This window comes from bacterium, from assembly GCA_016708025.1.
In the GTDB taxonomy this organism is placed as follows: domain Bacteria; phylum Zixibacteria; class MSB-5A5; order GN15; family FEB-12; genus FEB-12.
Map to the genome: position 1 here is coordinate 586,117 of JADJGQ010000002.1, position 24,266 is coordinate 610,382.

The following is a 24,266-nucleotide window of genomic DNA, read 5'->3' on the forward strand; positions in this document are numbered from 1 at the left end:
GTCTTCGGAGAGTCGGAACTCTGTGTGGTGCTGCCGATTGCGGGTCAGAAATGATTGTGGGGGGATGACCCGCGGGAGAGTGATTTGAGGGAGCGACAGGGGGAAAAACCGGTTGACATCCGGGTACATCTCCCTATTTTAGGCGTCTGGCACGGCGGGCGCTAGGCCGCGTGAGGGCGTTTGTGCCCGACAAGCCCAGTCGGTTCCGTCTCGAAAATGACAACGGCTGGGGGTGTAGCTCAGTGGTAGAGCACCTGCCTTTTAAGCAGGGAGTCGATGGTTCGATCCCATCCACCCTCACTTAAGATATCGAATGCGCCATTAGCTCAGCTGGTAGAGCAGCTGACTCTTAATCAGCGGGTCCAAGGTTCGAGTCCTTGATGGCGCATTTTTTTTTGCCGATTCAATTTCCCAGCAATCGATAGCCCGTCAGTTATTTCTTCAAATCAACAAATGTCCGATTTTTGTCGGCCCGGTAGCTGATCTTTCCTTCACGTGCGAGCCATCCCAAACCCTGGTAGACAATCGTGTCCTTTTCTGCGACCAGTTTGGGGAGCTGGGAGAGGCTGACTTCCCCCTTTTCCTGCAAGATATCCCATATAACGCCGGCGACCTTGCCGATTTGAGTTTCCATATTCCGCTCCTTGAGATTTAATACTAACTGTGAGGGGGATAAGAATTGTGGGAAGCGAAGTCAAGTTTGTTTGCGGTGAGGATTGGTGGCGCAAGCGGATATCGGATGTCAAGCGATTGTCGGATAACAAGTTTGAAAAAATCTTGCGTTGGCTATTGAACAGTCATTTATTCGCCCCATGCCACGTCGAGTCACCAAAGCACGGCCATCGCTGTTTACCCCTGCAGGGTCATTTGTCAAGCGGCTGGCCAAAGAGAACCCGCAGACGCGTCGCCGCCTGATCACGATCAGTTTCTGGCTGATCGCGATCTTTTTCGGCTGGTCCTTTGTCAGCGGGGATTACGGCGTGCCGCGAATTGTCCGCCTGGAGCTGGAAAAGAAAGGGCTGCAGGAAGCAAACCGTCGCCAATTGACGATCCTCATCGATGCCACTCACGAGCGCGAGATGCTCCGTTCTGATTCACTCTATATCTCATATATCGCCCGCACCAAATATCATATGGCGCTGCCGAATGAGACGCTCTATCGCCTGCGTTACCGGTAAAACGGTATATGGCACGCGAAAAGTCTGAAGCAGTCATCCTCAAGACATTCAATTGGGCGGAATCATCCCGCACCGTCGTGATGTTGAGTCGAGAATTCGGCAAAATGCCATTGATCGACAAAGGCGGGAGATCGATCACTTCGAAGCGCGGAAGACTGATCCCGTTTTCGCGGCTGGAGATCGGCTTTCATTATTCCGAGAAAACCGAACGCGGCTATATCAACGATGTTGATCTGCTTGAGCAGTTTTCATTCGAGCGAGAAGGGACACTCGGCCGATTGGCGTATGGCTCTGCGGCCTGCGAACTGCTTTATCTGCTGCTTCCTGAAGAAGAATCTCATACGCTTCTCTATGACTATCTGATCAGTTATCTTCGGCATATCGATACTGCCGAGAAACATTACCTTCCCGCGATCTTTCTCGCCTTCTTCCTTCGGCTGTTGTCGCACCTCGGGTATCATCCGTCGCTAGCCTATTGCATTGATTGCGGCAAAGAGACGAATCACCGGACTAAAATCGAGAAGCCGGTGCTCTTTTCCCCGGAACGGGGAGGGGTGGTATGTCCCGCTTGCCAACGGGAGGGAGAGTATTATATTGGGCTTTCTGCCGAGAGCTACCGGGTGTTATCTCGCCTGCAGACGGCGTCGCTGGATGAAGCGTCGACCGTTCCGATCGGATACCAGGAAGCCTCGCTACTGATCGATACATTGACCAAATTCCTCAGCTACCAGTCCGGCCTGGTGTCGGGACTGAAATCACTGGAATTCCTGGAGAAGCTGAGAAACAGCCATTTGACGTTGGAGAAGGATTCGCGATGAGCGCAAAACAGGCTACCTCGGATACTATGGACAAGATCGTTTCGCTGTGCAAGCGTCGCGGATACGTCTTTCCGTCATCGGAGATCTACGGCGGACTTGGTTCCTGCTGGGATTATGGTCCGTTGGGGGCCGAACTGAAACGGAATATCAAGACCTTTTGGTGGGATGCCATGACCAATCGCCGGGATGATATCGAAGGGCTCGATGCCGCGATATTGATGCATCCGCAGGTCTGGGTGACCTCCGGCCATGTCGCCAATTTCACCGACCCGATGGTCGACTGCAAAAAATGCAAAGCCCGTTTCCGCGCGGATAAACTGGAAGAGGCCCGCTGCCCTTTGAAGCCATCCAAATCGCCACTGGAATGCGGTGGTGAATTGACCGAGGCGCGCAAATTCAACCTGATGTTCAAGACCTTTATGGGGCCGGTCGAGGATGAGTCCGCGACAGTCTACATGCGCCCGGAGACGGCGCAGGGTATCTATGTCAATTTCCTCAATGTGAAGAACTCATCGCGGCAGAAAATTCCGTTTGGTATCGCGCAGATCGGCAAAGCGTTCCGCAACGAGATCACGCCAGGGAATTTCATTTTCCGCACGCGCGAGTTTGAGCAGATGGAGATGCAGTTTTTCATTCATCCGACCGAGGATGACAAGTGGTTCGAGTACTGGCGCGAACAGCGCTGGGCATGGTACGAGCGGCTCGGCATCAAGATGAACAAACTTCGCTGGCACCAGCATGGCGAGGGAGAGTTGGCCCACTATGCCAAAGCGGCGTACGATATCGAATATGAATATCCGTTCGGTTGGCATGAACTCGAGGGAGTTCACAACCGGACCGATTTCGATCTGGGCCGCCATATGGAAGCAACAAAGAAGGATCTTCGCTATTTTGACGAGCGGTTCACCGAGAAATTCGTGCCCTTCATTATCGAGACCTCGGCAGGGTGCGATCGGACATTGTTAACGACTCTGGTCGATGCCTACGACGAGATCGAAGTGAAGGGAGAGCAGCGCGTCTTTTTGCGTTTGTCACCGCGCATCGCACCACTCAAAGCGGCGATCTTCCCCTTGGTCAACAAAGAGGGGATGCCGGAATACGCTGAGAAAGTTTATCACGATTTGAAGAAGAAATTCAAAGTCTTCTTTGATGATTCAGGCGCGGTGGGCCGTCGGTACGCGCGCATGGACGAAGCCGGCTGTCCGTATTGCATCACGATCGATGGTGAGTCGCTGGCCAATCATACGATGACAGTGCGCGATCGCGACACGATGGAGCAGAGCCGGATGAGCTTTGACCAGATCGTGGCGTTTTTAGATGAGAAGGTGAACGGATAGGGGGTTCTTTCAGGTGATTTCACGGGTCCAGAAATGGACCCGTTTTTGTTTGGCGTACGTCTGTCTGATTATGACCTGAGGACTTTCAGGTACTCTTTCCACGGGCCGACGTCGTCAATATACTGCTTGGCCATCACGCGGGAAATCTGGGAGATATGATCGAGATCATGTACGGTCCAGGTTGCGAGAAGTTGGGCGAGAGTTACCTCACCGAGGGCCGGATGTGTGCCGGTTTTCTTCAGGTCATCATCGGTCAGGTTGAGTGATCGCAGGGTGGCGACATTTGCCGCGCGCAAAGTCTTGAATTCGCTAAGCAGTTCAGTAAGCGACTTCCCTTTACTCTCGCGCAATTGAGCAAAGCGGTCAAATGGTTTGAATTCCCGCCGGTCGCCAGACGAGAGGATGATTTGCATCCTTTCTATCCAATCAGCACGTTCACCATGAATGAGATGGCCGATGATATCGTACGGTGACCAGGTCTCCGGACCTTCGTTATTCTCAGTCCAGAAGGGGGGCAGGTCGCGCAGGAGTACTTCGAGTACATACGGTGTGCGTTCAAGGATCTCGATCGATCGTGGTATGGACAGATTCATCTTTACTCCCTGAGTGTGTTCTGAACGATAGTTGACTCTCATTACATAAATGCGAAACGTCGAAACAGAAACTCAGGTTTCATCACAGATACAATAGAAAGTTCCGGTGGTGGTGCGAGTGAATTGAATGAGATACAAAAAAAGCCCCGCGAAGGCGGGGTTCTTGATATCCAATAATCAGAAATGCCTAGAGAGACCAGAAGTGCTGTTCGAGCGCGCGGGCGATGTCGTCGATATTGGGGAACATCCGGGTAGATGTTTCGCGCGGGCTCCGTCGAAGGTCAGTCAATGAACGGCCGTTGATGATAATCGTGGGAGAAGTAACCGGCTGGTCAGACTCGATGATATTCGCCAGAATACCGCGCTCTTTGACAAAGCGATGAACAAAGTTACGGGCCGCCGATTGTTGCGGGTCCTTTTCAGAATAGATCAGGCCGATTTCCATCTCGTGTAATCCAACTCCCTTGTGATGCTTACCTGAGAAGCGGAACGCCGTTCCCCGACCACCCTGCTATACTCAGTACATCGGAAAACTACCGTCTCTCTTAACAACTGCAACTAAAATCAGGGGAAACCTGTCACTTTCTCGCGCAAGCTCTTGCGCAAGACAAGACTAAGTTGCTCTTACTAAGCCACGATTGCAGTGACTATCACCTATACCTTCACTGGTCACTACGAAGGTTATACCAGTTAGGATGCCATCGAGTTTGAGGTCAATTCAAAAACAGATTGACAAGATTGGTCACTCAGTCTATGCTCAATTCAGTTAACGCAGATAACATGCTCTCTTTTCATGACAGCACATGACCAACCGAAAGTCTACAACCGGTTGGGAGACGAGGAGGTAACAGATGACCCATCAATTGCCGGAACTTCCGTATCCACGCACGGCCCTTGCGCCGCTGATGTCGGAGGAAACGTTAAATTTTCATTACGGCAAACATCACAATGCCTACGTTGTTAATCTCAATAAACTGATACCGGGGACAGAGTTCGAGAATGCGTCTCTCGAAGATATTATCCGGAAAGCGTCTGGCGGGATATTCAACAACGGCGCCCAGGTCTGGAATCATACCTTTTTCTGGCATTGTCTGACGCCGAACTCAAGCAAAGCACCATCGGGGAAACTGGCCGAGGCAATCGCTACGCAGTTCGGGTCGTTTGACAATTTCAAAATGAAATTCGCCGAGGCCGCGACCACACAGTTTGGCTCCGGTTGGGCATGGCTGGTGAAGACCAAGGATGGTTCGTTGGCGATCGAAAAAACGCCTAATGCGGATAATCCGCTTCGCGACGGCAAGATGCCGCTCTTGACCTGCGATGTCTGGGAGCATGCGTACTATATCGATTTCCGCAATGCCCGCCCGGATTATGTCACCAATTTCTGGAATCTGGTAAACTGGAAGTTTGTGGAAGAGAATTTCGGGAAGTAAAAAGAGATCCCGACACCCTCGCTTTGTCGAATTGACAAGGCGAGGGCTCGGGATGACGATAGCCAATTTTCGTGTGACTGAGTTTTCCTACCAGTTGGTTTTGAATTCGCCGGCGATCTTCTTGAAGATCTGATAGCGGCGTTCCACTTCCTGCCAGTTGATATTCTTCACAAAAGCATCGATATATTTCGCGCGGGCTGGCCCCTGGTCATGGTAGTAGGCATGCTCGAAAACATCGATAGCGAGGAGCGGGAAGGTCCCCCAGACACCACCCTGATTGTGTGAGTCGCCGGTGAAATTATACAGATTGTCGTCACCCGGATCCCAGGCGAGGATGACCCAGCCAAGGGCGATCATCGAGGATGCCTTAAAATCGGCGACCCAATTATCGAATGAGCCGTACGAGCGTTCGATATGCTTGAGAACCTCGCCGGTCGGTTTGCCGTCGCCACCGAGAATATCCCAGTAGAGCTCATGCAGACGTTGGCCAGCGGCATTGAAAGTCTCATGACGTTTCAGTCCGCCGAATTCGGAGTAGTTGGCATTGGCGGCAGAGCGATCCGCGGCTGCCAGCTTCTCCATCACTTCGTTCCGTTTTTTGACATACCCGGCGTAATGGGTGTCATGGTGGAAGGTATTGGTTTGCTGTGAGATGCCGTCGAGTTTATCGTACGCGTAGGGGAGCGGCTTTATTTTGTAACGGTCAGCCATGGTGTAGCCTCCTTGTGCTTAAAATTGTTGGCCACTACAAGCAGGCTGATAATACAGACGGGGCGGAAAGCTGTAAAGAGGAAAGTAGATTACATAGAGTAATGTAGTCTAAGATAGTGCCGAGGAGATTTTCGACGGAACTACAACCGATTACTCAACAATCAGATAGGTATCGGCGCGCGGTTCCACCCGGCCGATGCGAGAGACTGCCAAGCCCACAGAGTCGGCCTCGGATTGGAATGCATCGGCAGTGGATTCGGGAAGGGCGATAAAAAGTCCGCCGGACGTCTGCGGGTCATACATTACCGCCACGAGATTCTTGTGAACAGTCGCGGCAATCGAAACAAACGGCTCAAGATAGGCGCGATTGTCATTGGCTCCACCGGGGATCATGCCGAGTTCGGCCAACGCGAGAACGTCAGGTAATAGCGGCAATGCAGATGCCACGATCCGGATAGAGATATCCGAGCCTGCGGCCATTTCATACGCGTGGCCGAGCAGGCCGTAGCCGGTGATATCGGTGGCGGCGTGAGCTCCATGCTTGACCATCAGTTCTGCAGCAGTCCGATTCAGAGCGGCCATGCTCTGAATGGCGACCATCGCGAGATCATCGCCGACTTTGCCACGTTTGATACCGGTGGTTATCAGGCCGGTACCGAGCGACTTAGTCAGGAATATGACATCGCCCGGCTGAGCGCCGGAATTGGTGACTACTTTGTGTGGGTCAACGATCCCGGTGACCGATACGCCAAACTTCAGTTCCTTGTCTTTGATGGAGTGTCCGCCAACCACTACAGCGCCAGCCTCTTCGACCTTCTCGGCACCGCCACGGAGGATCTCGGTCAGAATAGACAACGGCATGGTTGAGATCGGAAAGCCGACGATATTCAAAGCCGTAAGCGGTTTGCCGCCCATGGCAAAAACATCGGAGAGGGCGTTCGCCGCCGCTATCTGGCCAAACCAATAGGGATCATCAACGATCGGCGGGAAAAAGTCGACCGTCTGAACCAGCGCCAGATTTTCGGACAAGCGAAAGACCCCGGCATCATCGGCTTTGTTAAAGCCGACTAACAGGTCGGGATGTTTCGATTGTGGCACAGATTTGAGCGCTTCAGCCAGCACCGCCGGCCCCAGTTTGGAGGCTCAACCCGCGCAGCTGACTTCGGCCGTCAATTTGATAGTGATCTCTTTTTTCCGGTCATCCATGCAGTGAAACTATGCTATTCAAGGCATTGCTGCAACTGCGGAAACGTCGCTTCTGACCAACAAAACCTATTACCTGTACAGAAAATGCACAGCCCGCAAACAGACTGTAAGGCTCAAAATAAAAACGATTTAGCCGATATAATGGGTGCGGGGTGGGGTCCGTCACTGGCGGGCTTACGGCCCTTGTTGTTATGAGTGGGTGATTCGCGGCGCCCGGTGCCCGGCGTACGCAGGGTCTGGACTATTTGGATAGGGCGCGCTAACAGAACGAAACGGATCATGACTGAATCGAGACGTGTCCCCCGATTAGACGAAGTACTGCTTCGCGAACATCTGGTAACTGAGGATCAGCTTGCTCAGGCTTTACAGCGCCAGAAGCTGTTTGGCGGAAGACTTGGTTCTCAACTGATCACGCTTGGCTTTTTGGATGAGTCGAGCCTGGTGCGCGCACTGGCGACGCAGATGGGGTGCGAAGGGATTGTTCTCTCCAAGATCGATATTCCGGATTCAATAGTCGATATGATCCCTGCCACTGTCGCGGTGGCACGGAAAGTCATGCCGTTTGCGTATGATTCATCGAAAAATCAACTGCTGATCGCCTGCGAAGATCCATTCCGCGATGAACTGCTGACGGAGCTTGAGTTTGTCGCTTCGGGGAAGGGGATCAAGCCATATGTCGCCGCAGAGCTATCGCTCAATATGGCGATCTCCAAGCATTATTTGGGGAAGGCTCTTCCGATCGAAGAGGCCGAGCAGTTGATCGTACCGCATATCGGCGCCGATCCTTCGGGGAAAGATGTCCGGAATCCAAATACTGCGATCCTGCTGGTGACGGATGATCCTGATTCGGGTGACAAAATGCAGTCACTGCTCGAGCGAGGGGAGTATCGAGTCCGCCGGACGGATTCAGCCGATGACGCTATCCAGTTGATCGGTAATCAGCGGTTCCATTCCGTGTTGATCCAGGACACCGTGCCGGGGGATTACATTGATCTGATCGATCGTCTTCGCAAGATCTCCCCAAAAACACGCGTCCGCTATTATGAAAATGCCGCCGGGTTGCTGTTGTCGCTGGATGCCGGCACTCTTGAAGCGGATCTGCTGGTGAGAAATCTAGAACTGTTCACTTCGCTGCTGTCCTCCGAGGATGGCGTGGTGAACAACCATAGCGCGCGGGTCGGCCAGTATGTCGACAAACTCTGTCGCCGACTGGAACTGGCGGACAAGGATCGGCTGATCATCACCAACGCGGGTTATCTGCATGACCTGGCGAAATTCTATTATGGTAATACCGCGGAGCAAGATCACCGGGAGTATATCAACCTGACGGTCAAACTGCTCAATTCACTGAACTATCAGCCGCTGGTGATAGAGATCCTTCGGTCGATGTATATCAATCTTCGCGAGAAATTTACCAAGCGGTTGCCGATCGAGGTGCTGGGTGGGAATATTCTGACAGTCGTGGATATCTTCTGTGAGACGATGCGCCCGGACATGGCGCTAACGCTCGACAAGTTTGATGCGATCAAGCGGAAATATCGTGACCTGGTCGGCAAGCTGTTCCTGACCGAAGTGGTCGAGGCATTTATCGCCATGGTGCAGGAAGAGATCCTCTCGATCTCGACTCTGGAAAAATACAGCCAGGTAGTGTTACTCTCCTCCGAGCGTGAACGCCTGGGCGATATCGAACAGCGAATCAAACAAGCAGGTTTCCGCCTGATTGTTGAAACTGAGCCAGAAGAATTTGCCGAGCTTTACAAACGGAGCCACCCGGATATTCTGGTGATCCATGAAGCGAGCGGGGCAATCGCCATCAGCACTCTGGTGGAAAAACTGATCGATCTCGGAGTAACAGTAGACAAGGTCCCGACATTCCTGTTGACCGATGGCGCGCTGGCACCGCAGATGACCGGATTGCTGGAGAAGGGGATCGAGGATGTCATTCCGGCCGATGACAACCTGAACGTGCTGTTGATCAAAATGAAGAAGATCCGCGCCCGAATCGAATCAAAGGCGAAAGAGCGGGAAGAGATAGTCCAACAGGCAGGAGCGGTCGGTCATCTTGAAGAGATGAATCTGATCGACTTGATCCAGGCGCTGGGGCCGAGCCGGAAGACCGCTCGCGTGACGATCAACTCCAGCACCGACAAACTGGTGTTATATCTCTGCCAGGGAGCGATCACATACGCAGAGTGCGGTACTAAGCTCGGGCCGGATGCATTCTACGAGGGGATCAGTTGGACCAACGGTACCTGGACGATTCAGACAATTCCGCTCGACCAGTTGCCGCCCTCGAATACGTTCTATTCGAATGAGTCGTTGATGATGGAAGGGTGCAGATTGCTGGACGAGAGTTCCCGGACGCCGATCCAGGAATCGTTCTAGCCGTTCTTGCGCGTCGCGATCTTCCTAAGGTAACTGAGATTGCTGCGCTGGCGATCCAGCACGGTTTTGGTCAGTTCACCATAATACTCCACAAATTGCCGAGCGGCTGAAATGGCCTGATCATCCTGTTTCAGGCGGTCATGGCATTTGGTCAGATAGTAATCACACTCGATCAGATTGTAGAAATTACCCGGCTGTTGCTCCAGCCTGAGGCGTAGTTCACGATAGGTAGCGAGCGCGGCGGCGTAGTCTTTCAATTCGTATTGCGCTTTGGCCAGCGGCCAGAGGAATGCCTTACCGTTCGGATAGCGAAGCATGGCTGAATCGACCAGTTGTTTGGCGCTGTCGAACTCGTTGTTGTCGAAATAGACCCAGATCAGCGCATTGGTGGCGGCTTCCCGGGAGACCAGCGAAGAATCAGCCGCCAGTTGCAGTTCGCGAATTCCCTTCGCCTTATCGTTGTTGAATATCCCGATCCAGCGGAGAAAACCGGCTTTGGCGGATTTCCAATAGTGGTATGAACCGAGCCCGAAATAGAGGTCGTACAGGGTGCTGTCGGCTTTGAGACCGTTCTGATATTCCCCCTTAGCATCGAAGCCATGGTCTATCGCCGCGGTGAACGAGCCAAAGTGCGATGAGTAGATTGATCGGTAGGCGTGGGCGTGGCCACGGATAAGGAACCGCCAGGCTTGCTCGCGTGGAGAGTCAAGGTCCTGAACATCATCGGTCATCTCCAGACAGGAATCGATCAGTGCTTTGAACAGGTCGGGAGTGATCTCCTCTTCGCGGTCGGTCATTTGCGTGACGAGCGAACCAGCCTGAAAAAGGATACCTGCCGGGTCGAGCGGGGAAGAGTGACGGTACGCTGCAATGACCGAGTCCGCCTGTGCGAAACGATCATCGAACAGCAACCGCTGGACAGCAATGAAGAACTGCTGTCGTTCGGGGGTCAGGTAGGGGTCAGCAGGCGTCTGCGCAAAGGCAGAACCGGCCAATACCCATAAAGAAATGACGATACATCCAATGTGCCGCATACGGCATTAGTATCGGCAGTATGGGGAGTTTCCTATACTCTGAGAAGAGGGACTTAAATAGTCGACTGTCCGGGGATGAAGTCGAGCAGTTCGGTATCGCGGTCAGTCGTGGCAGTGATCACGAGCGCATTGCCGACCCGGTGGTATACCAGGCGACATCCACGGCAGTTGTGGTCAAAAAGGTCGAAGCCGTGGCGGTTGACCAGGCTTGATCTCAGGTCGTCAGGAATCTGGAAGCGATCGGCCGGAACGACAAATACCGAAACCACGCGAGTGCCAGGATTGGTATAGATAAAGTGGGCCATTCGGGCGCCATCAATCTCTTCCATCTGCCCGCCAACCAGACTGACTCCGGAAACCTCGGGGCTTGGTTGGTAACCAATAGTGTCGGCGACAAAAGCGACGGCGGCGGCAGTCAGGGCTGGATTATCAAAGGACTGGAGATGATCAGCAGCCTGCCAGTGTGCCTGTTCAAGCGGGATATAGGCTTCCTGGTGGCGATTGAAACCGGTCGCCAGATAGACTGCGCCAAGCGCGATGACCAGCACCGCGGCGGCGGCTACGACGTACGAGGCTCTCCAAAAGGGGGGCGTGTCGCCCTTCAGTCCTCCTTCCTCTCGGTCGATATGATCGAGCTTGCAGAGTATGCGACTCCGTAAGGAAGTGAGCTGTTGGGTCGGCTGGGAGTGCGAGAGCTTTTCTTTGACGAAGGCGTTAACGTCGCCTTCGAGTTCATATCGTTTGAGGCAGTGGGAGCACTTTTGGAGATGTTCGTGCACCTGCTGGGAGTCGATCTCGGATGCCTCTTTATCGATAATGTCGTACAGTAAGGCGAGGGCTTCCTGGCAGTTCATTTGGCGAGGTCCTTGATGTACCCGTTTCGTACCGCGTACTCGAATAGTTTCTTTTGCAACAGTTTTCGACCGCGATGCAACCGGCTTTTGACTGTGCCCAACTGGAGGTCACAGATCTCAGCGATCTCCTGGTAAGAGAACCCTTCGAGGAACGAGAGGATCACCACCATGCGGAAATCGTCCGGCAGATCTTCGATCGCTTTCTTTACATCATCGTCAAAAATCTTCGCAAAAAACTGCCTCTCCGGATCATCGGACGGCCCTGTGGCGGCCAATTGGCCGTACAGGAAGTTATCGTCGATATCATCGACATTGACCGACACCGGCGCCCGGGACTTGGAACGGTACTCATTGATGAAAATGTTCGTCATGATCTTGAACAACCATGCCCGAGCATTGGTACCCTTCTCGAACTTATCCCAGAAACGGTAGGCTTTCGCAAACGTTTCCTGGACAAGGTCCTCTGCGTCATTCTCATTTTTGGTCATGCGCAGAGCAGTCCGGTAGAGCGCATCCATATGCGGCAGAGCTTCGCGCTCAAAGCTCCGTCGATTTTCCAGTTCTTCCGACTTTTTATCCGCCATAGTACAACTCTATACTCTCGGAAGACCCGGAAAGTTTTGTAAATCCACTGTTGGTAACAGGAAACTTTCCATGGTAGTTCCAAGTTGGCCGCGACTTTTGTTTGTTTTGGTCACGGTTCCCGGGGGTAAGTGGAATAAAGGGTAAATTTTGACCACAATCCCCGGAATTACTTGAAAATAACCGGTTGCCGGGCAGGAGGCAAGGAAAAAGGGGGGGACAGGCACTAGCGATTGGTCAATTTGAAATCAACTCGATACATAACCCAGACTGCTACAGGCTTTTTCCGCTGTATTGCGGGCTTGTACTTGTTGCGATAGCCAGAAAGCAAAGCTGCATTGTCAAGGTACGCATCACCAGAGGAATGACCGATCTTGACCTGCTCCACAGTCCCAAACTTAGAGACCAGCGCCTTTACCCAAACAGTTCCGGATGCGTTCCTGTGACGGGCATCCCGGGGGTAGGCCGGCTGCACTTGTTTGATCATCTCAGGCAGTACTTCAACGGGGACATATCCGGTATCTGAAGGAGTTGATTCATGAATGGCGCACTTGTGGTCATCCTGCTGGCGAAAAAGAACCATGTGGTACAGCCAGCCTTCGCGGCCGTGATAACCGGTCCAGATACTGTCAAAGATTGTTGTGTTAACGTACTCAAGGGCTGTTGTCTCAAAGGTAGTATCGTCTATGCTGCACCAGACGACTTTCGACTGAAATGCCTTGCCGGTGGAATCGATTCTGCACTTCACCCAGACTTCCGCATGCGGGGAGGCTTTGCAGGAATCAGTTGCGGCGGGTTTCAGCATGGTGATCGGCGGAAACGTGAAATCGCCGGGGTCGATGGTCTTGCACTCTTTCGGCGGGTTCTTGCGGTAGTGGCCGGCGTCAGCCGACTGCGCTAGCGTCGATGACAGCAAAACAATCACGGCCAACAATCGAATCATCAGAATCTCCCAGACGGCAGTGTTCATTGGAAGACTAAAAGATGTCAGGGCCTGATGCAAGCAACTTCTCTGTACATACCTTATGAACTCATCGTATATTCGAAATGTATGCCTCGCTACTACCTCATCTACGATGATAGCTGTCCGATCTGTCTGGCCTCGATAGATCGATTGAGAAAGATCGATACACTCGGGATTGTTGAGCTTGTTCCACTCTCCGATCCGCGACTTCCGCACGGCCAGAGCCTGCCGCCGCAGCATGAATTGAAGAACGCAGTTCACCTATTTGATGATTCCGGTCAAATGTATCGCGGTGCGGAAGCTGTGGCGCAGGTGATGTCGATTTTTCCAACGACGGCGTGGATCAGCAGGATAATGGGCTGGCCGGGAATACGTCAGCTCGCGCGAGTGATATATGGTGTAGTAGCGAGAAACAGGGTGAAGCTCTCGAAAGCCGTGGCGCGGTAGTTTACTTCCGGAAGTGTTTGATCACCTTCTGGTGTAACTTCCCATTGGTCGCGGCGAATGTTTTGATCCCCAGAGAGAATGGTCTTCCGAAAAGGTCCGAGGTAGAACCACCTGCTTCTTCGATGATGCAGACAAACGGGGCAACATCAACCGGCTTGATCTGAGCCTCAATTACAATCTCCAATCTTCCCGATGCCAACAGATGATACGGCCAGAGATCTCCGAAGGCGCGCTGGCGTGCTGTCGCATGGAGTAGATTGAGCAGGTTTGGTTCACGTTTGGACTTATGAAATGAGTTGACCGAGCTAAAACTGATCATAGCATCGCGAAGTGAAGATTTGGCAGAGACAGTAACCCGGTTGCCGTTCAGCATGGCGCCGGAGCCGCGTTCTGCCCAGAGCCGTTCATTGAGGAGTGGGACATTGGATATCCCCAGTACGACATGTTCATCGTGCGCCAGGGCGATCAAGTTTCCCCAGAGTGGGATTCCGGCGATATAATTCCGGGTGCCATCGATCGGGTCGATTATCCAGGTGAATTCCGAGCTGGTCTTGCGGTGGCCGGATTCTTCGCCAAAAATGGCATGATTCGGGAAATGCTTCCTGATGACCTTGATGGCGGCCTTTTCGGCGGAGATATCGGCGATCGTGACCGGTGACTTGTCGGCTTTGGTGCGGACTTTCGGTTTCTTGTAGTAATATTCAACCGTCACACGCTCCATCGCGTTGACCGCCTCCATGGCTACCTGCAGAAATCTGGACATTGCGTTTCCTTGTAAAGAGTAAGCCGTCTTGCAGGACTAGAATCGAGGATAGTCGAGGGAAAGTCAAGGAGAGTCAGTCGTCAGAGTGAAATGAGCATTGACTCGGAGCAGAATCCAGGGCCGAGCGCCGAGATGAGGCCATGGCCGCCCGGATCGGATTGCCGCTGCATGAAGCGTTCGAGGACAAAAAGGACTGAGACGGACGACATATTGCCGTAGTCACGAAGGATCTCTTCTGATAAGGCGAGTTCGTTGCCGGTGAAGCCGAGTGCCTGACGGTATGCATCGATGACCTTCATCCCGCCGGGGTGGAATAGATAGGCCTTGATATCATCCATTCGCAGCTCATGCTTGTTCAGGAAATCCGAAAAATCCTGTTTTGCGTTGGCCGCGACAATATCCGGGATGCGCTGGGCAAAAACGACCTGCAGCCCCTGTGACACAACATGCCAGCCCATGACATCGAGTGAATCGGGGTAAAAGCGGCTCTGGGTGCCAAGGATCGAATATCCCCCAAGGGAGACCTCATCGCCGCAGACCAGCACAGCGGCGGCTCCTTCGCCAAAGAGGGCGGTAGCGACCAGATTGCTTCGAGAGAAATCATCGGGAATAAACGTCAGGCCGCAGAGTTCGGCGGCCACCAGCAGGATCCGATCGCGCGGGTGCCCCAGCGCATGATGATAGGCGTGGGAGAGACCAGCAACACCGCCAGCACATCCGAGACCCCAGATCGGGGTCCGTCGGATATCCTGCCTGCAACCGAGCAGGTTTATCAGGCGGGCATCGATTGACGGCGTGGCCAGACCGGTAGTGTTGACATAGATGATGTAGTCAATTTCAGTCGGCGCGAGGTGATTACGTTCGAGAAGGCGGCGGGAAGCATCGAGACAGAGGTTGGTGGCCGACTCGATGTAGACTTCGTTTTTCTCAGCGATCGTATGCGGTTCAAGGTGCCAGTTCACCGGCCGACTGAAATAGCGGGTGTTGATACCTGCGTTGGCAAAGACCTGCATCATGCGGTGCAGGTCGCCGATCTTTGTGCCGAAATGGTGTTGCGCAAACTGAGCCGCCTCGGATTGCGGCACCCGATAGGGAGGGAGAGCGATGGTGACTCCGCAGATCTTCGGCATATGCTTGCTCGCCTGGTTTCGGTCTCAGTCTACCGGTTAGTAGTTGCCGCGATTCGGTACAATACAGATGAACTCGAATTCTTCGTCGTACGGATTCTCAAACTGATGTTCGGTATTCGGCGGGACGAAGGCGAAATCCTTTTCGGTCAGTTCATGCACCTGATCGCCGATCCGGAGACGTCCGCGACCTTTGACGATATGATTGATATGTTCCCAGTCATGCTGGTGACGGGGGGTGAAGCCACCGGGCTGGAGGCGGAAAACGCGGAGAGTGTGGTCGGTCCAGCCCTCGGTGCCGCCGATGACATTGCACTTGGTCGCTTTGGAGACACCGGTCATATTGATCTCGGTCATTTTCATGTCAGTATATTTGACGACAGGCATTGGTCCTCCTGGGTTATGCTACAATATATACAATCTGAGGGATAAAAAAAGACCCGCGTTGGAGATCAAAGCGGGTCTGTCGCAGCACGATCCTGTGCTGCAAAGGTTTGGCAGGACGCTTAGCGGCCGGAGCGCGAAGACTTGCGGCTGCGGCTGCGGCGAGCGGTCCAACGAGTGGTACGAGCGTAGCGCACTTTCGGGACCTTATTGAAGCGACGATTGACAACCTTCGTCACGCCAGTGTTGCCCTTCCAATTGGAGGGATTGACCTTCTTGATGTTCAGCGAGGAAGCTTTGTAGCGGACGCTGTACACGGTACGGCCGAGCTGACGAGCGACCCAAGTGGTCTCGTTGACGCGATAGAATTTGCGCATGAAAGCGATGTCTTTCGCGGTCCACGGCTTGCCACCCTGCTTCGCACGGCTGGTGAAACGAGTGCGAACGGACGCACGGTTGCTGGAACGGGTTCTCTTGAAAGCCATTGTGAACTCCTTTAATGAGCGTTGACGATTGCGAACCGTGACATGGCTGAGTCCACGTTCGCTCTTTAGTGCAATTTCTATACTTTGTATCGGCACTGATTTAAGATACTTAACCATATGTCGTTAGCTTTCTGAGCAGGCTTGCCGGGTTGAGCTTGTACTCATGAGTCGAATTTTGCGACCGCAAAAACTGATCGCACTTTCTATCAAGACTGATGAACAACCATTCATCGCAGAGCAGGAGGTAGTGAATCGATGCCTGTAACGTATTCCCCAGTAATGGGTTAGGCGAGCTAGGGCGGAGTCGGTAGTCGTCTCAACTGCCTGTGAATCAGCGGGTTTGAAGTTGCTACTCACTTTGAAAGGGCATAGATTGAGGCCGCGAGTCAAGCATGACCATGAAACGACATTACCTCTCCATCTCACTTTTTTTAACGGTCGCGGCCGCGGTCATCTTCCTTTTCTATAAACTGCTCGCGCCATTTTTCGCGCCGCTGATGTGGGCGACCGTGTTTGCGATCCTCTTTCATCCGCTGTACAAGAGATTACTCAAGCGAGTCAAGCGGCCCGGGCTCGCATCGATACTGATCCTCTTCCTCATCATCATAGTGATCATTGGACCAGTCGTACTTCTGTCGGTGATGCTGGTTGAACAGGCGGCGAGTGCTGTTCAACGGGTGACGGAAATGCGCCAGTCCGGTCAACTGGACACAATCTGGTCACAGGTGGCGCCATGGTGGGATAGTGTGGTGCAACGGTTGAGTCCCTACGTGGATATTCAGAAGCTGGACCTTCGTGCAATGACCGAAGATGCGGTGAGCTGGCTCGGCAACTTTTTTGTCAACCAGACCTCCTGGATAATCGCTAATGTCTCGAAAGCGATCTTCTATTTCCTGCTGATGCTGTTCACGCTCTATTACCTGCTGAAGGACGGGGAGAAACTAGTCGAACGGATCGCTGCTTTGATGCCGTTGGAGCGATCACGCACGAATGCCATGCTTAAGGAACTTCATGGGATCATCAATTCGACCATGATTAGTGGGATTGTCATCGCGCTGATCCAGGGAGCGGTGGGCGGTATGATGTTTGCCCTGGTCGGAATCCCCTCGGCACTTTTCTGGGGAGCGATCATGGCGTTTCTGTCGGTCATCCCATTATTGGGAGCCTTCATCATCTATGTTCCGGCGGGACTCATTCTGATCATCAACGGCGATGTCGTCCAGGGGTGTATAATTATAGGAGTTGGTACGCTGATCGTCAGCCAGATAGATAATTTCCTTCGTCCGTATATGGTCGCCGGTGGGACAAACATGCATCCGTTGATGCTTTTTCTTTCCATGACGGGCGGAATTGCCTTGCTGGGGATCGAAGGATTGATCGCCGGACCGCTCGTGGCGGCAGCGTTTGTGACGATTCTCGAAGTGTTTGAGATTGAGATCGGACCCTGGAAAAGCGAAGCAGCTCCGCTGGAGCAGCCACCCTCGCCTGATTCAGCCGCGCAGTGACTTGCGATGCTAACTAATTTCCTGGCGTAAACAATCCCATCAAATTCCCGGATGGATCCTTGAAATGGGCGTAAAAGCCGGTTCCGGGGATGACTGATTTCGGGACAACCAACTCGCCGCCTGCAGAAACGACTTTCTCGCAGGAGATCTCGATATCTTCCACATATATATAGAGGACAGAGGTAGCGTTGATGCGGGACCGCTCGGTCCGAAAGATGCCGCCTCCGATTCCATTTGGGCCACTGGAAAATGTTGAGTAGGCGATTTGCTTTGGATCGGTGAACTCCCATCCAAAGACGGTCTGGTAGAAAGCGGCGGCACGGGGAACATCAACCGCTCCCATCTCAACATACACGATCGGCTGTGGCATCGGACCTCTCCCGAATAGGTTACTGATTTCTGCTCAACAACATAGCAGTGGAAGGCTGTTGGGTCAACCTGGAATCCGCCTTGTCGTTTTTCGATTATTGCGTATACTTGGACATATGAAGAATAAACGAATATTGGTGACTGGCGGGGCGGGGTTTCTTGGATACCATCTGGCTCAAAATCTTCCACGCCGCGAAATAGCCTTCCTGGCCTGCAATGATATCGCGCCCTTTTTCAAGGATGAATATCCCAAAGATTCGTTACTGGTAAATGTCGATGTCCGCGATGCGGACGCAATGTACCGTCTGATCCATGACAACAAGATAGATATCATCGTGCACTGCGCGGCGGCGTTGCCGCTCTGGCCGCGTGAAGAGATCATGTCGACCAATATCGCCGGGGTTCGGAATACCCTGACCCAGGCGCAGAAATGCGGAGTCGAACGAGTCATTTTCATCAGCTCAACCGCGGTCTATGGCGTTCCGGAAAAACATCCGCTGGTTGAGACCGATCCGGTCGAAGGGGTCGGGGCGTATGGGGAATCGAAAATCGCCGGCGAAGAGGTATGCGCGGAATTCCGCGCCGCGGGTATGTGTGTGCCGGTGATCCGGCCCAAGACATTTATCGGGACAGCACGGCTCGGCGTATTCCAGATACTTTATGATTGGGTTGACTCGGGGAAGCGGATTCCGATCATCGGTAAGGGGGATAATCTCTATCAGTTGCTCGAAGTGACCGACCTGATCGAGGCGATCTTCCTGGCAGGTTCCGCGCCGCCGGAAGTCGCCAATGACATATTTAATGTCGGGGCACAGCGCTTCGAAAAGGTAAAGCTGGATGTTGGCGCCTTGTGCGACTTTGCCGGAAACGGCGCGAAGGTCCTTCCAACTCCTGCCCCACTAGTCAAAGGTGCGCTGGCGGTCTTTGAGTTCATGAAGATCTCGCCGCTTTACAAGTGGGTATATGGGACAGCGGACAAAGACTCGTTTGTGTCGACCGAAAAGATCGAGAAAAAGCTTGGCTGGAAATCGAATTATTCAAACCAGGATGCTTTGATCGGTTCGCACAAATGGTATCTCGAACATAAGGATGAATTGAAATACGCCAAGGCGGGGGTGACTCACCGGGTCGGCTGGGATCAGGGGATATTGAAGTTCATCAAGCGATGGATGTAACGCTATTTTCTGATCACCACAGTCTCTGATTTGCCGGCGCGCGATACCTGAACCGCGATCGAACCGCGCTCGGTACCATCGAATAACATCTCCATAAGTTCTTTGTGCGTGCGGGGGCGAACACCGCCGACGCGCGTGATGATATCACCGATGCGGAGCCCGGCTTTGTAGCCGAGACGACCGTTGTCAATCTTATCGATCACCAACTGATTATTGTCGTTTATCCTGACCGCAAAGCCCAACTGCCCTTTGGCGGGGAGACCATCGACCGTCTCCCGGCGCGATTCACCCGCAGTTTGATCCGCCATCGGGCTGACTGCCGCCACCAGGCGGGAATCAGTCGGTTCTTTTCCCAACCAGACCAACAGAGGTTTCTCCGGCGTGAGCACCCAGCTTGACTGGAGATACTGCTCGTAGAGATCGCGGGCGGGGAGTCCATCTCTCCAGAATGGCGATTGATAGGAGGCGACGGCTGAGTCCGGGCCGAGGATAATTCTGGCGGTCGAATAAGCGAGATGAAAGGCGAGCATGTCGCGGTTGTACGGACCAGGTTGTGCGAGCGGGTGATTTTTCAGCGTACTGGTCAGGTCAGCACGTCGGGACTCACCCTCGAGCAGAAGCCGCTGAGCCAACTGATAGATCAGGTTGAGTTTGGTTGGGGAGCCCGATGGTACCGCCTCGGTCAAAGCGCCAACGCGAATGCCGCTGATCGGCAGGATCAGCGGATCAGGATTGCCAGTGGTCGGATAGTAGCGAAGGAGGGTGACGTTGATCGTCTGGCGCTCCCAGGGGATACCGGCAAGCTCTGAGAGTATCCAGAGGACGGAATCACCGGTTTGCAGCCAGAATGAATCGAGTTCGACGGTGTGCGCCAGTACCCACCGCTGATCATCAATTGCGGCGGTTGTGCGATAATAGGTCGGGTAAAGACTGGTCTGCAGTTCGACATTCTCTTTGTCGAAGAGGACAGTCGGTCGCGACTGGAGGTATGAATCCGGCTGCGCCATGAGTGACGCAGCCAGAATGAAAATTAATATCAGGCAATAACGGTACATGCAGCGATAGTACTAGTCGCAACTCGTTGGTGCAAGCAAAACCGGATCATCGTATGGTCGGCTCCTGAGGGAATGCCGGCTGCTGATCGAGCGGAATGTCCAACAGCCTGAAATAAAACAGGGTAACGGCTGAGTGGAAAAACGAGCCGTAGAGGCCATCGACTACCAGCAATAGCAACAGCCCGATCGGTATCCCGATCAAGAGAGCGGGGATCAAGCCCCCCTCGGTCGCGAGCGCCATGGCGACAAACGGGGCGGCGACCACCACGAAGATCATGATGATTACGAAGCTCATGGCAATGGCCAGGACGATCAGGATCAGGGCAAACTTGAAACAGGTACCGAGATAGGTCCGGAAAAGGAAGTAGGCTTCATCGAGTGCATCACTGATCCCGGAGCCGCGAACGACGATCGCGCGCTGGGAGAACCAGTAGAGCATCAGAACAGTGACCAGTCCGGCGATAAAGGCCGGCAAAAGAATGATCAGTCCAAGAATCCCAATTACCCAATGGATAAGGAACAGGAGTACGGCCGGCAGGATGATTATTATCGCCAGGGCAACCACCGCTCCGAAAAGAAGGATGCCGAGGCCGAGGAAGCGGAGGAAGTTGTCGACGCCTATAGAGAAGGAACTTCCGAACGTATAGACACCGCCGCGAGTCAATTTGTTGACAGCATCGATATGTGCGGCTGAGGAGATAAAGTGCATGATGAACAAAAATAGCCCCACGACTACTCCGATCATCAGAATGGTCATAAAAGCCGGGCTGGAGATTATCGACTGTATCTGGCCGTAGTCATCGCTGTTGATCAGGCCGTTGAGGTTGCCGATGCTTTCAATGAAGAGTCCAAACACCCAAAGAGATTTGTATCTCCAGGCGATATCCCAGGACCGCTGCAGGATAGACCCAAACTCCATTGTCATCTCCTCGTCTGTGATTGTGTGATCGACCCAATATACTTCCAGAGAAAAGTTCGGGGCAATCAAAAAGCGGATTGAAAAATCAAACTTGATTTGGTCCACTATCGCCCGCACCTTTGCGCTGAAGAAACGAAAGGTGAAAGTATGTTGAGTCGTACGAAACGCTACAGTTTGCTGGTATTACTTGCGCTTGGATTGATTATTCACGGTTGCGGCACGGAAGAGCAGGAGAGTAGTGCACTGCCGGGAGACACCACTACTGCCGCCAATACTGAAGAGAGTAAGGGACGGGATAGCGTGTCAGTTACTCTGGTAGGGCAGGATTCCGTCACGGTGTTAGAACTGCTCCAGATGTCGCACTATGTGGAATCGCGGTCGACCGCCATGGGGTCATTTGTGACAGGGATCGACTCGATTCGGGGTGGAACGTCGGGCTACTGGGTATATACGATCAACGACACAGTCCCTAAGACTGCGGCAGACAAGATGTTCACTCGGTCAGGGGATACGGTGGTCTGGAAATTTCGGGTCCCATCCGAGTAAACCGACTGCCAGATATTAGCTTCCCTTTTTGGACCGGGGATATATATTCCCCGTCATGACGCTGGAGACAATGCGGCGAATCGAACAAGGGGAGTTTTTTCTGATTGCCGGACCCTGTGTGGCAGAGTCCGCCGACCTCTGTCTGCGAGTGGCGGAATCGGTCAACAGTCTGGCCCAGAAATACAACATCCCGTACATATTCAAGACCTCTTATATCAAGGCGAATCGCCTTTCGGGGGAGACCTATACCGGACCGGGGCTGGAGAAGGGGCTGGAGATACTGGCCAGAATCAAATCGACTTTCGGCATTCCGGTTCTTACCGACATCCACGAGACCACTGAGATAGCCGCGGTGGCGCAGGTAGTCGATGTCCTGCAGATACCGGCGTTTCTCTGCCGCCAGACCGAACTGGTCGTGCAGGCGGCAGCCACCGGCAAATGGATCAATATCAAAAAAGGGCAATTTCTGGCTCCGGATGATATGGAGCAGATCGCGCATAAAGCGGGCACCAAAAAGGTAATGCTGACCGAACGAGGGGCATCCTTTGGCTACCGCAATCTGGTGGTCGATTTCCGTTCATTACTGATCATGAAAAAAACTGGCCTTCCGGTGGTCTTTGATGCTACGCACTCGCTGCAATTGCCGGGTGGGGCGGGGAAAGAGTCCTCGGGACAGCCGGAGTTTGCGCTCCCCCTCGCGCGGGCGGCTGCGGCAGTTGGAATCGATGGGCTGTTTATCGAAACACATACCAATCCATCGGAAGCAAAATCGGACCGCGCTACCCAGCTCCCGCTTGAGGCGATGCCCAAATTGATCGAACAAGTGACCGCGATTCGCGAGGCGGTGAAGTCGCATGGCTAAAGTGCAGTTGACCCGCGAACAGATGCGGGAACGGTTTAAGCAGGTCAGGCTGCTGGCGCTCGATGTCGACGGTGTGCTGACTGATGATTCCATCTATTTCGGTCCGGATGGATTCGAAATGAAGCGGTTCAATATCTCGGACGGCTTCTTCATGGTGCTGGCGATGCGGAGCGGGCTGGAACTGGCGATAGTTTCCGGTCGCTACTCTCCCGCGACGGACACCCGCATGAAAGATCTCGGCGTGACGCACGTACTGCAGGGGAAGAAAAACAAAGTGGAACTGATCGAACCGTTGTTGGAGAAATTGCAGATCGGGTTCCATGAAGTGGCATTTGTCGGAAATGAACTTCTGGATATCGGGTTGGCGAAGCGGGTGGGATTGCCGATCGGAGTACGCAATTCCGCGCCGGAGTATCTTGAAGTGGTAGAATATGTCGCCGTGCAATCAGGCGGCGCTGGGGCGGTGCGCGAAGTGATCCAGCTCTATTTTGAGGCGGTCGGCAAAAACCCGATCGAGTATGTGATTTGAAAGCGGAAGAGATGGTCACGTATGCCCAGTCGGTGATCCGACAGGAAGCAAAGTCAGTTGCTGCCATGGCTGATCGGCTGAATGGATCATTCAGCGATGCCGTGCAGGCGATCATGGATTGCAAAGGGCGCGTGATTGTCGCAGGGATGGGGAAGTCCGGACTCATTGGTCGGAAGATCACCGCGACTTTCAATTCAACAGGAGTATCGTCGTTTTTTCTGCACCCTGCCGAAGCGGTGCATGGTGATCTTGGATTAGTTCGCTCCGATGACATTATGCTGTTGATCTCCAAGTCCGGTCAGATCGACGATCTCGCGTATATCATTGCCGCCGCAAAGCGGATCGGCGTCACGATCATCGTGCTGAATGGAACGCCCAATTCTCCGCTGGCACAGCGCGCCGATATCGTGTTGGATTGCTCGGTGGAGATGGAAGCGTGCCCGAATAATGTCGTGCCGACCTCATCATCGACCGCCGCGCTGGTAATGGGAGATGCATTGGCGCTCGCGCTGGTCAAGGCGCGTAATTTCTCACTCGAAGAACTGGCGAGTTATCATCCGGCGGGATTCATCGGCAAACGACTGCTCAAGCATGTCTCCGAAGTGCATCATACCGGCGAGGAGTTGCCGATCATCACCTCACAGGCGAAGATCACCGAGATGTTGCTGGTGATGACCTCCCGGCGATTGGGGTGTGTGTTTACGATCGATCCTGAGGGGAAACCGACCGGCGTTTTTACAGATGGGGATCTTCGGAGATTATTGGAGCGAGGGAAGGACTTCTTTAATCTGACGGCGGATGAAGCGATGCACCGCAATCCGAAGTCTATCTCTGAATCGGCGATCCTGGATGCGGCGCTGGCGATGATGGAGCGGTATTCGATAACGCAACTGGCGACGGTCGACCAGGATGGTCGGCTGGTCGGCGTGATCCACCTGCATGACATTCTGAAATCCAAGCTGCTCTAAGCAGCATAGCAGATAACCCGGGCGTCACGAATCAACT

At 53.4% G+C, this 24,266-nt stretch carries 28 protein-coding genes and 2 tRNA genes; 14 read left to right on the forward strand and 16 right to left on the reverse strand.

Translation table 11 applies throughout. The annotated features are described in order from the left end of the window. The first annotated feature begins 228 nt into the window (after nucleotides 1–228). Nucleotides 229–300, forward strand: a tRNA-Lys gene (locus IPH75_08815). Between the two features lie 15 nt (nucleotides 301–315). Then, nucleotides 316–388 (forward strand) — tRNA-Lys (locus tag IPH75_08820). Between the two features lie 45 nt (nucleotides 389–433). Here the strand turns inward: IPH75_08820 and IPH75_08825 are convergent. Next, complete coding sequence (locus IPH75_08825; protein ID MBK7142168.1) at nucleotides 434–634, reverse strand: winged helix-turn-helix domain-containing protein; 201 nt, start codon at nucleotides 632–634, stop codon at nucleotides 434–436. Nucleotides 635–812: 178 nt separating this feature from the next. Between IPH75_08825 and IPH75_08830 the strand changes: the two genes are divergently transcribed. From IPH75_08830 to IPH75_08840, 3 genes are read left to right on the forward strand one after another with little or no spacing between them, the layout of a single operon-like run. Continuing rightward, complete coding sequence (locus IPH75_08830) at nucleotides 813–1,178, forward strand: septum formation initiator family protein (protein ID MBK7142169.1); 366 nt, start codon at nucleotides 813–815, stop codon at nucleotides 1,176–1,178. Between the two features lie 8 nt (nucleotides 1,179–1,186). Beyond that, nucleotides 1,187–1,996, forward strand: coding sequence for a DNA repair protein RecO (recO, locus tag IPH75_08835; GenBank protein ID MBK7142170.1), 810 nt, complete (start codon nucleotides 1,187–1,189; stop codon nucleotides 1,994–1,996). Beyond that, a complete protein-coding gene (locus IPH75_08840; protein MBK7142171.1) occupies nucleotides 1,993–3,333 on the forward strand; it encodes a glycine--tRNA ligase in 1,341 nt (446 codons plus the stop codon). The genes recO and IPH75_08840 overlap by 4 nt, the downstream gene beginning before the upstream one ends. Nucleotides 3,334–3,401: 68 nt before the next feature. Here the strand turns inward: IPH75_08840 and IPH75_08845 are convergent, their stop codons facing one another. Then, nucleotides 3,402–3,926 carry a DinB family protein gene (locus IPH75_08845; GenBank protein ID MBK7142172.1) on the reverse strand — a complete coding sequence of 175 codons (525 nt, stop codon included), beginning with the start codon at nucleotides 3,924–3,926 and terminating at the stop codon, nucleotides 3,402–3,404. Between the two features lie 187 nt (nucleotides 3,927–4,113). After that, the gene (locus IPH75_08850; protein ID MBK7142173.1) at nucleotides 4,114–4,371 is read right to left on the reverse strand and encodes a hypothetical protein; all 258 of its coding nucleotides are present in this window, start codon (nucleotides 4,369–4,371) and stop codon (nucleotides 4,114–4,116) included. 406 nt (nucleotides 4,372–4,777) lie between these two features. On the opposite strand from IPH75_08850, the gene IPH75_08855 reads away from it, so the two are divergent. Next, a complete protein-coding gene (locus tag IPH75_08855) occupies nucleotides 4,778–5,359 on the forward strand; it encodes a superoxide dismutase (protein ID MBK7142174.1) in 582 nt (193 codons plus the stop codon). A gap of 87 nt (nucleotides 5,360–5,446) precedes the next feature. Here IPH75_08855 and IPH75_08860 read toward each other — a convergent pair whose 3' ends face one another. After that, entirely contained in the window at nucleotides 5,447–6,070 is a 624-nt protein-coding gene (locus IPH75_08860; GenBank protein MBK7142175.1) for a superoxide dismutase, read from the reverse strand. Between the two features lie 150 nt (nucleotides 6,071–6,220). Then, entirely contained in the window at nucleotides 6,221–7,276 is a 1,056-nt protein-coding gene (gene selD / locus IPH75_08865; protein MBK7142176.1) for a selenide, water dikinase SelD, read from the reverse strand. Nucleotides 7,277–7,555: 279 nt separating this feature from the next. Between selD and IPH75_08870 the strand changes: the two genes are divergently transcribed. After that, on the forward strand, nucleotides 7,556–9,661 hold the full coding sequence (locus IPH75_08870) for a DUF4388 domain-containing protein (GenBank protein MBK7142177.1): 2,106 nt from the start codon (nucleotides 7,556–7,558) through the stop codon (nucleotides 9,659–9,661). Here IPH75_08870 and IPH75_08875 read toward each other — a convergent pair. The 4 genes from IPH75_08875 to IPH75_08890 form a co-directional block, all read right to left on the reverse strand. Further along, complete coding sequence (locus IPH75_08875) at nucleotides 9,658–10,695, reverse strand: hypothetical protein (GenBank protein MBK7142178.1); 1,038 nt, start codon at nucleotides 10,693–10,695, stop codon at nucleotides 9,658–9,660. The genes IPH75_08870 and IPH75_08875 overlap by 4 nt on opposite strands. A gap of 53 nt (nucleotides 10,696–10,748) precedes the next feature. Continuing rightward, entirely contained in the window at nucleotides 10,749–11,549 is an 801-nt protein-coding gene (locus tag IPH75_08880; protein MBK7142179.1) for a zf-HC2 domain-containing protein, read from the reverse strand. Next, nucleotides 11,546–12,133, reverse strand: coding sequence for a sigma-70 family RNA polymerase sigma factor (locus IPH75_08885; protein MBK7142180.1), 588 nt, complete (start codon nucleotides 12,131–12,133; stop codon nucleotides 11,546–11,548). The genes IPH75_08880 and IPH75_08885 overlap by 4 nt, the downstream gene beginning before the upstream one ends. A gap of 224 nt (nucleotides 12,134–12,357) precedes the next feature. Continuing rightward, complete coding sequence (locus tag IPH75_08890) at nucleotides 12,358–13,101, reverse strand: energy transducer TonB (protein ID MBK7142181.1); 744 nt, start codon at nucleotides 13,099–13,101, stop codon at nucleotides 12,358–12,360. Between the two features lie 81 nt (nucleotides 13,102–13,182). Here IPH75_08890 and IPH75_08895 point away from each other — a divergent pair, with 81 nt between their 5' ends. Beyond that, nucleotides 13,183–13,542, forward strand: a complete 360-nt coding sequence (locus IPH75_08895) for a DUF393 domain-containing protein (protein ID MBK7142182.1) — start codon at nucleotides 13,183–13,185, stop codon at nucleotides 13,540–13,542. A 1-nt stretch (nucleotide 13,543) separates the two neighbouring features. On the opposite strand, the gene IPH75_08900 is transcribed toward IPH75_08895, so the two are convergent. From IPH75_08900 to IPH75_08915, 4 genes are all read right to left on the reverse strand, one after another. Then, the gene (locus tag IPH75_08900) at nucleotides 13,544–14,305 is read right to left on the reverse strand and encodes an inositol-phosphate phosphatase (GenBank protein MBK7142183.1); all 762 of its coding nucleotides are present in this window, start codon (nucleotides 14,303–14,305) and stop codon (nucleotides 13,544–13,546) included. An 80-nt stretch (nucleotides 14,306–14,385) separates the two neighbouring features. Further along, on the reverse strand, nucleotides 14,386–15,435 hold the full coding sequence (locus IPH75_08905; GenBank protein MBK7142184.1) for a type III polyketide synthase: 1,050 nt from the start codon (nucleotides 15,433–15,435) through the stop codon (nucleotides 14,386–14,388). Nucleotides 15,436–15,471: 36 nt separating this feature from the next. Then, a complete protein-coding gene (locus IPH75_08910; protein MBK7142185.1) occupies nucleotides 15,472–15,819 on the reverse strand; it encodes a cupin domain-containing protein in 348 nt (115 codons plus the stop codon). A 119-nt stretch (nucleotides 15,820–15,938) separates the two neighbouring features. Then, nucleotides 15,939–16,301 (reverse strand): hypothetical protein, encoded by a 363-nt coding sequence (locus IPH75_08915; GenBank protein MBK7142186.1) that lies wholly within the window; start codon nucleotides 16,299–16,301, stop codon nucleotides 15,939–15,941. A 392-nt stretch (nucleotides 16,302–16,693) separates the two neighbouring features. Between IPH75_08915 and IPH75_08920 the strand changes: the two genes are divergently transcribed. Beyond that, nucleotides 16,694–17,806 carry an AI-2E family transporter gene (locus IPH75_08920; GenBank protein MBK7142187.1) on the forward strand — a complete coding sequence of 371 codons (1,113 nt, stop codon included), beginning with the start codon at nucleotides 16,694–16,696 and terminating at the stop codon, nucleotides 17,804–17,806. Between the two features lie 13 nt (nucleotides 17,807–17,819). Here IPH75_08920 and IPH75_08925 read toward each other — a convergent pair whose 3' ends face one another. Beyond that, complete coding sequence (locus IPH75_08925) at nucleotides 17,820–18,176, reverse strand: VOC family protein (protein MBK7142188.1); 357 nt, start codon at nucleotides 18,174–18,176, stop codon at nucleotides 17,820–17,822. A gap of 115 nt (nucleotides 18,177–18,291) precedes the next feature. Between IPH75_08925 and IPH75_08930 the strand changes: the two genes are divergently transcribed. Further along, nucleotides 18,292–19,350 (forward strand): NAD(P)-dependent oxidoreductase, encoded by a 1,059-nt coding sequence (locus IPH75_08930; GenBank protein ID MBK7142189.1) that lies wholly within the window; start codon nucleotides 18,292–18,294, stop codon nucleotides 19,348–19,350. 2 nt (nucleotides 19,351–19,352) lie between these two features. Here the strand turns inward: IPH75_08930 and IPH75_08935 are convergent, their stop codons facing one another. Next, entirely contained in the window at nucleotides 19,353–20,405 is a 1,053-nt protein-coding gene (locus IPH75_08935; protein MBK7142190.1) for a PDZ domain-containing protein, read from the reverse strand. Nucleotides 20,406–20,451: 46 nt separating this feature from the next. Further along, entirely contained in the window at nucleotides 20,452–21,324 is an 873-nt protein-coding gene (locus IPH75_08940; GenBank protein ID MBK7142191.1) for a hypothetical protein, read from the reverse strand. Nucleotides 21,325–21,471: 147 nt separating this feature from the next. On the opposite strand from IPH75_08940, the gene IPH75_08945 reads away from it, so the two are divergent. From IPH75_08945 to IPH75_08960, 4 genes are read left to right on the forward strand one after another with little or no spacing between them, the layout of a single operon-like run. Continuing rightward, nucleotides 21,472–21,870, forward strand: coding sequence for a DUF4430 domain-containing protein (locus tag IPH75_08945; GenBank protein ID MBK7142192.1), 399 nt, complete (start codon nucleotides 21,472–21,474; stop codon nucleotides 21,868–21,870). A 55-nt stretch (nucleotides 21,871–21,925) separates the two neighbouring features. Next, on the forward strand, nucleotides 21,926–22,732 hold the full coding sequence (kdsA, locus tag IPH75_08950) for a 3-deoxy-8-phosphooctulonate synthase (protein MBK7142193.1): 807 nt from the start codon (nucleotides 21,926–21,928) through the stop codon (nucleotides 22,730–22,732). Then, nucleotides 22,725–23,261 (forward strand): HAD hydrolase family protein, encoded by a 537-nt coding sequence (locus IPH75_08955; GenBank protein ID MBK7142194.1) that lies wholly within the window; start codon nucleotides 22,725–22,727, stop codon nucleotides 23,259–23,261. Before kdsA ends, IPH75_08955 begins: the two co-directional genes overlap by 8 nt. Further along, nucleotides 23,258–24,229, forward strand: a complete 972-nt coding sequence (locus IPH75_08960) for a KpsF/GutQ family sugar-phosphate isomerase (protein ID MBK7142195.1) — start codon at nucleotides 23,258–23,260, stop codon at nucleotides 24,227–24,229. The genes IPH75_08955 and IPH75_08960 overlap by 4 nt, the downstream gene beginning before the upstream one ends. The last annotated feature ends 37 nt before the right edge of the window (nucleotides 24,230–24,266 follow it).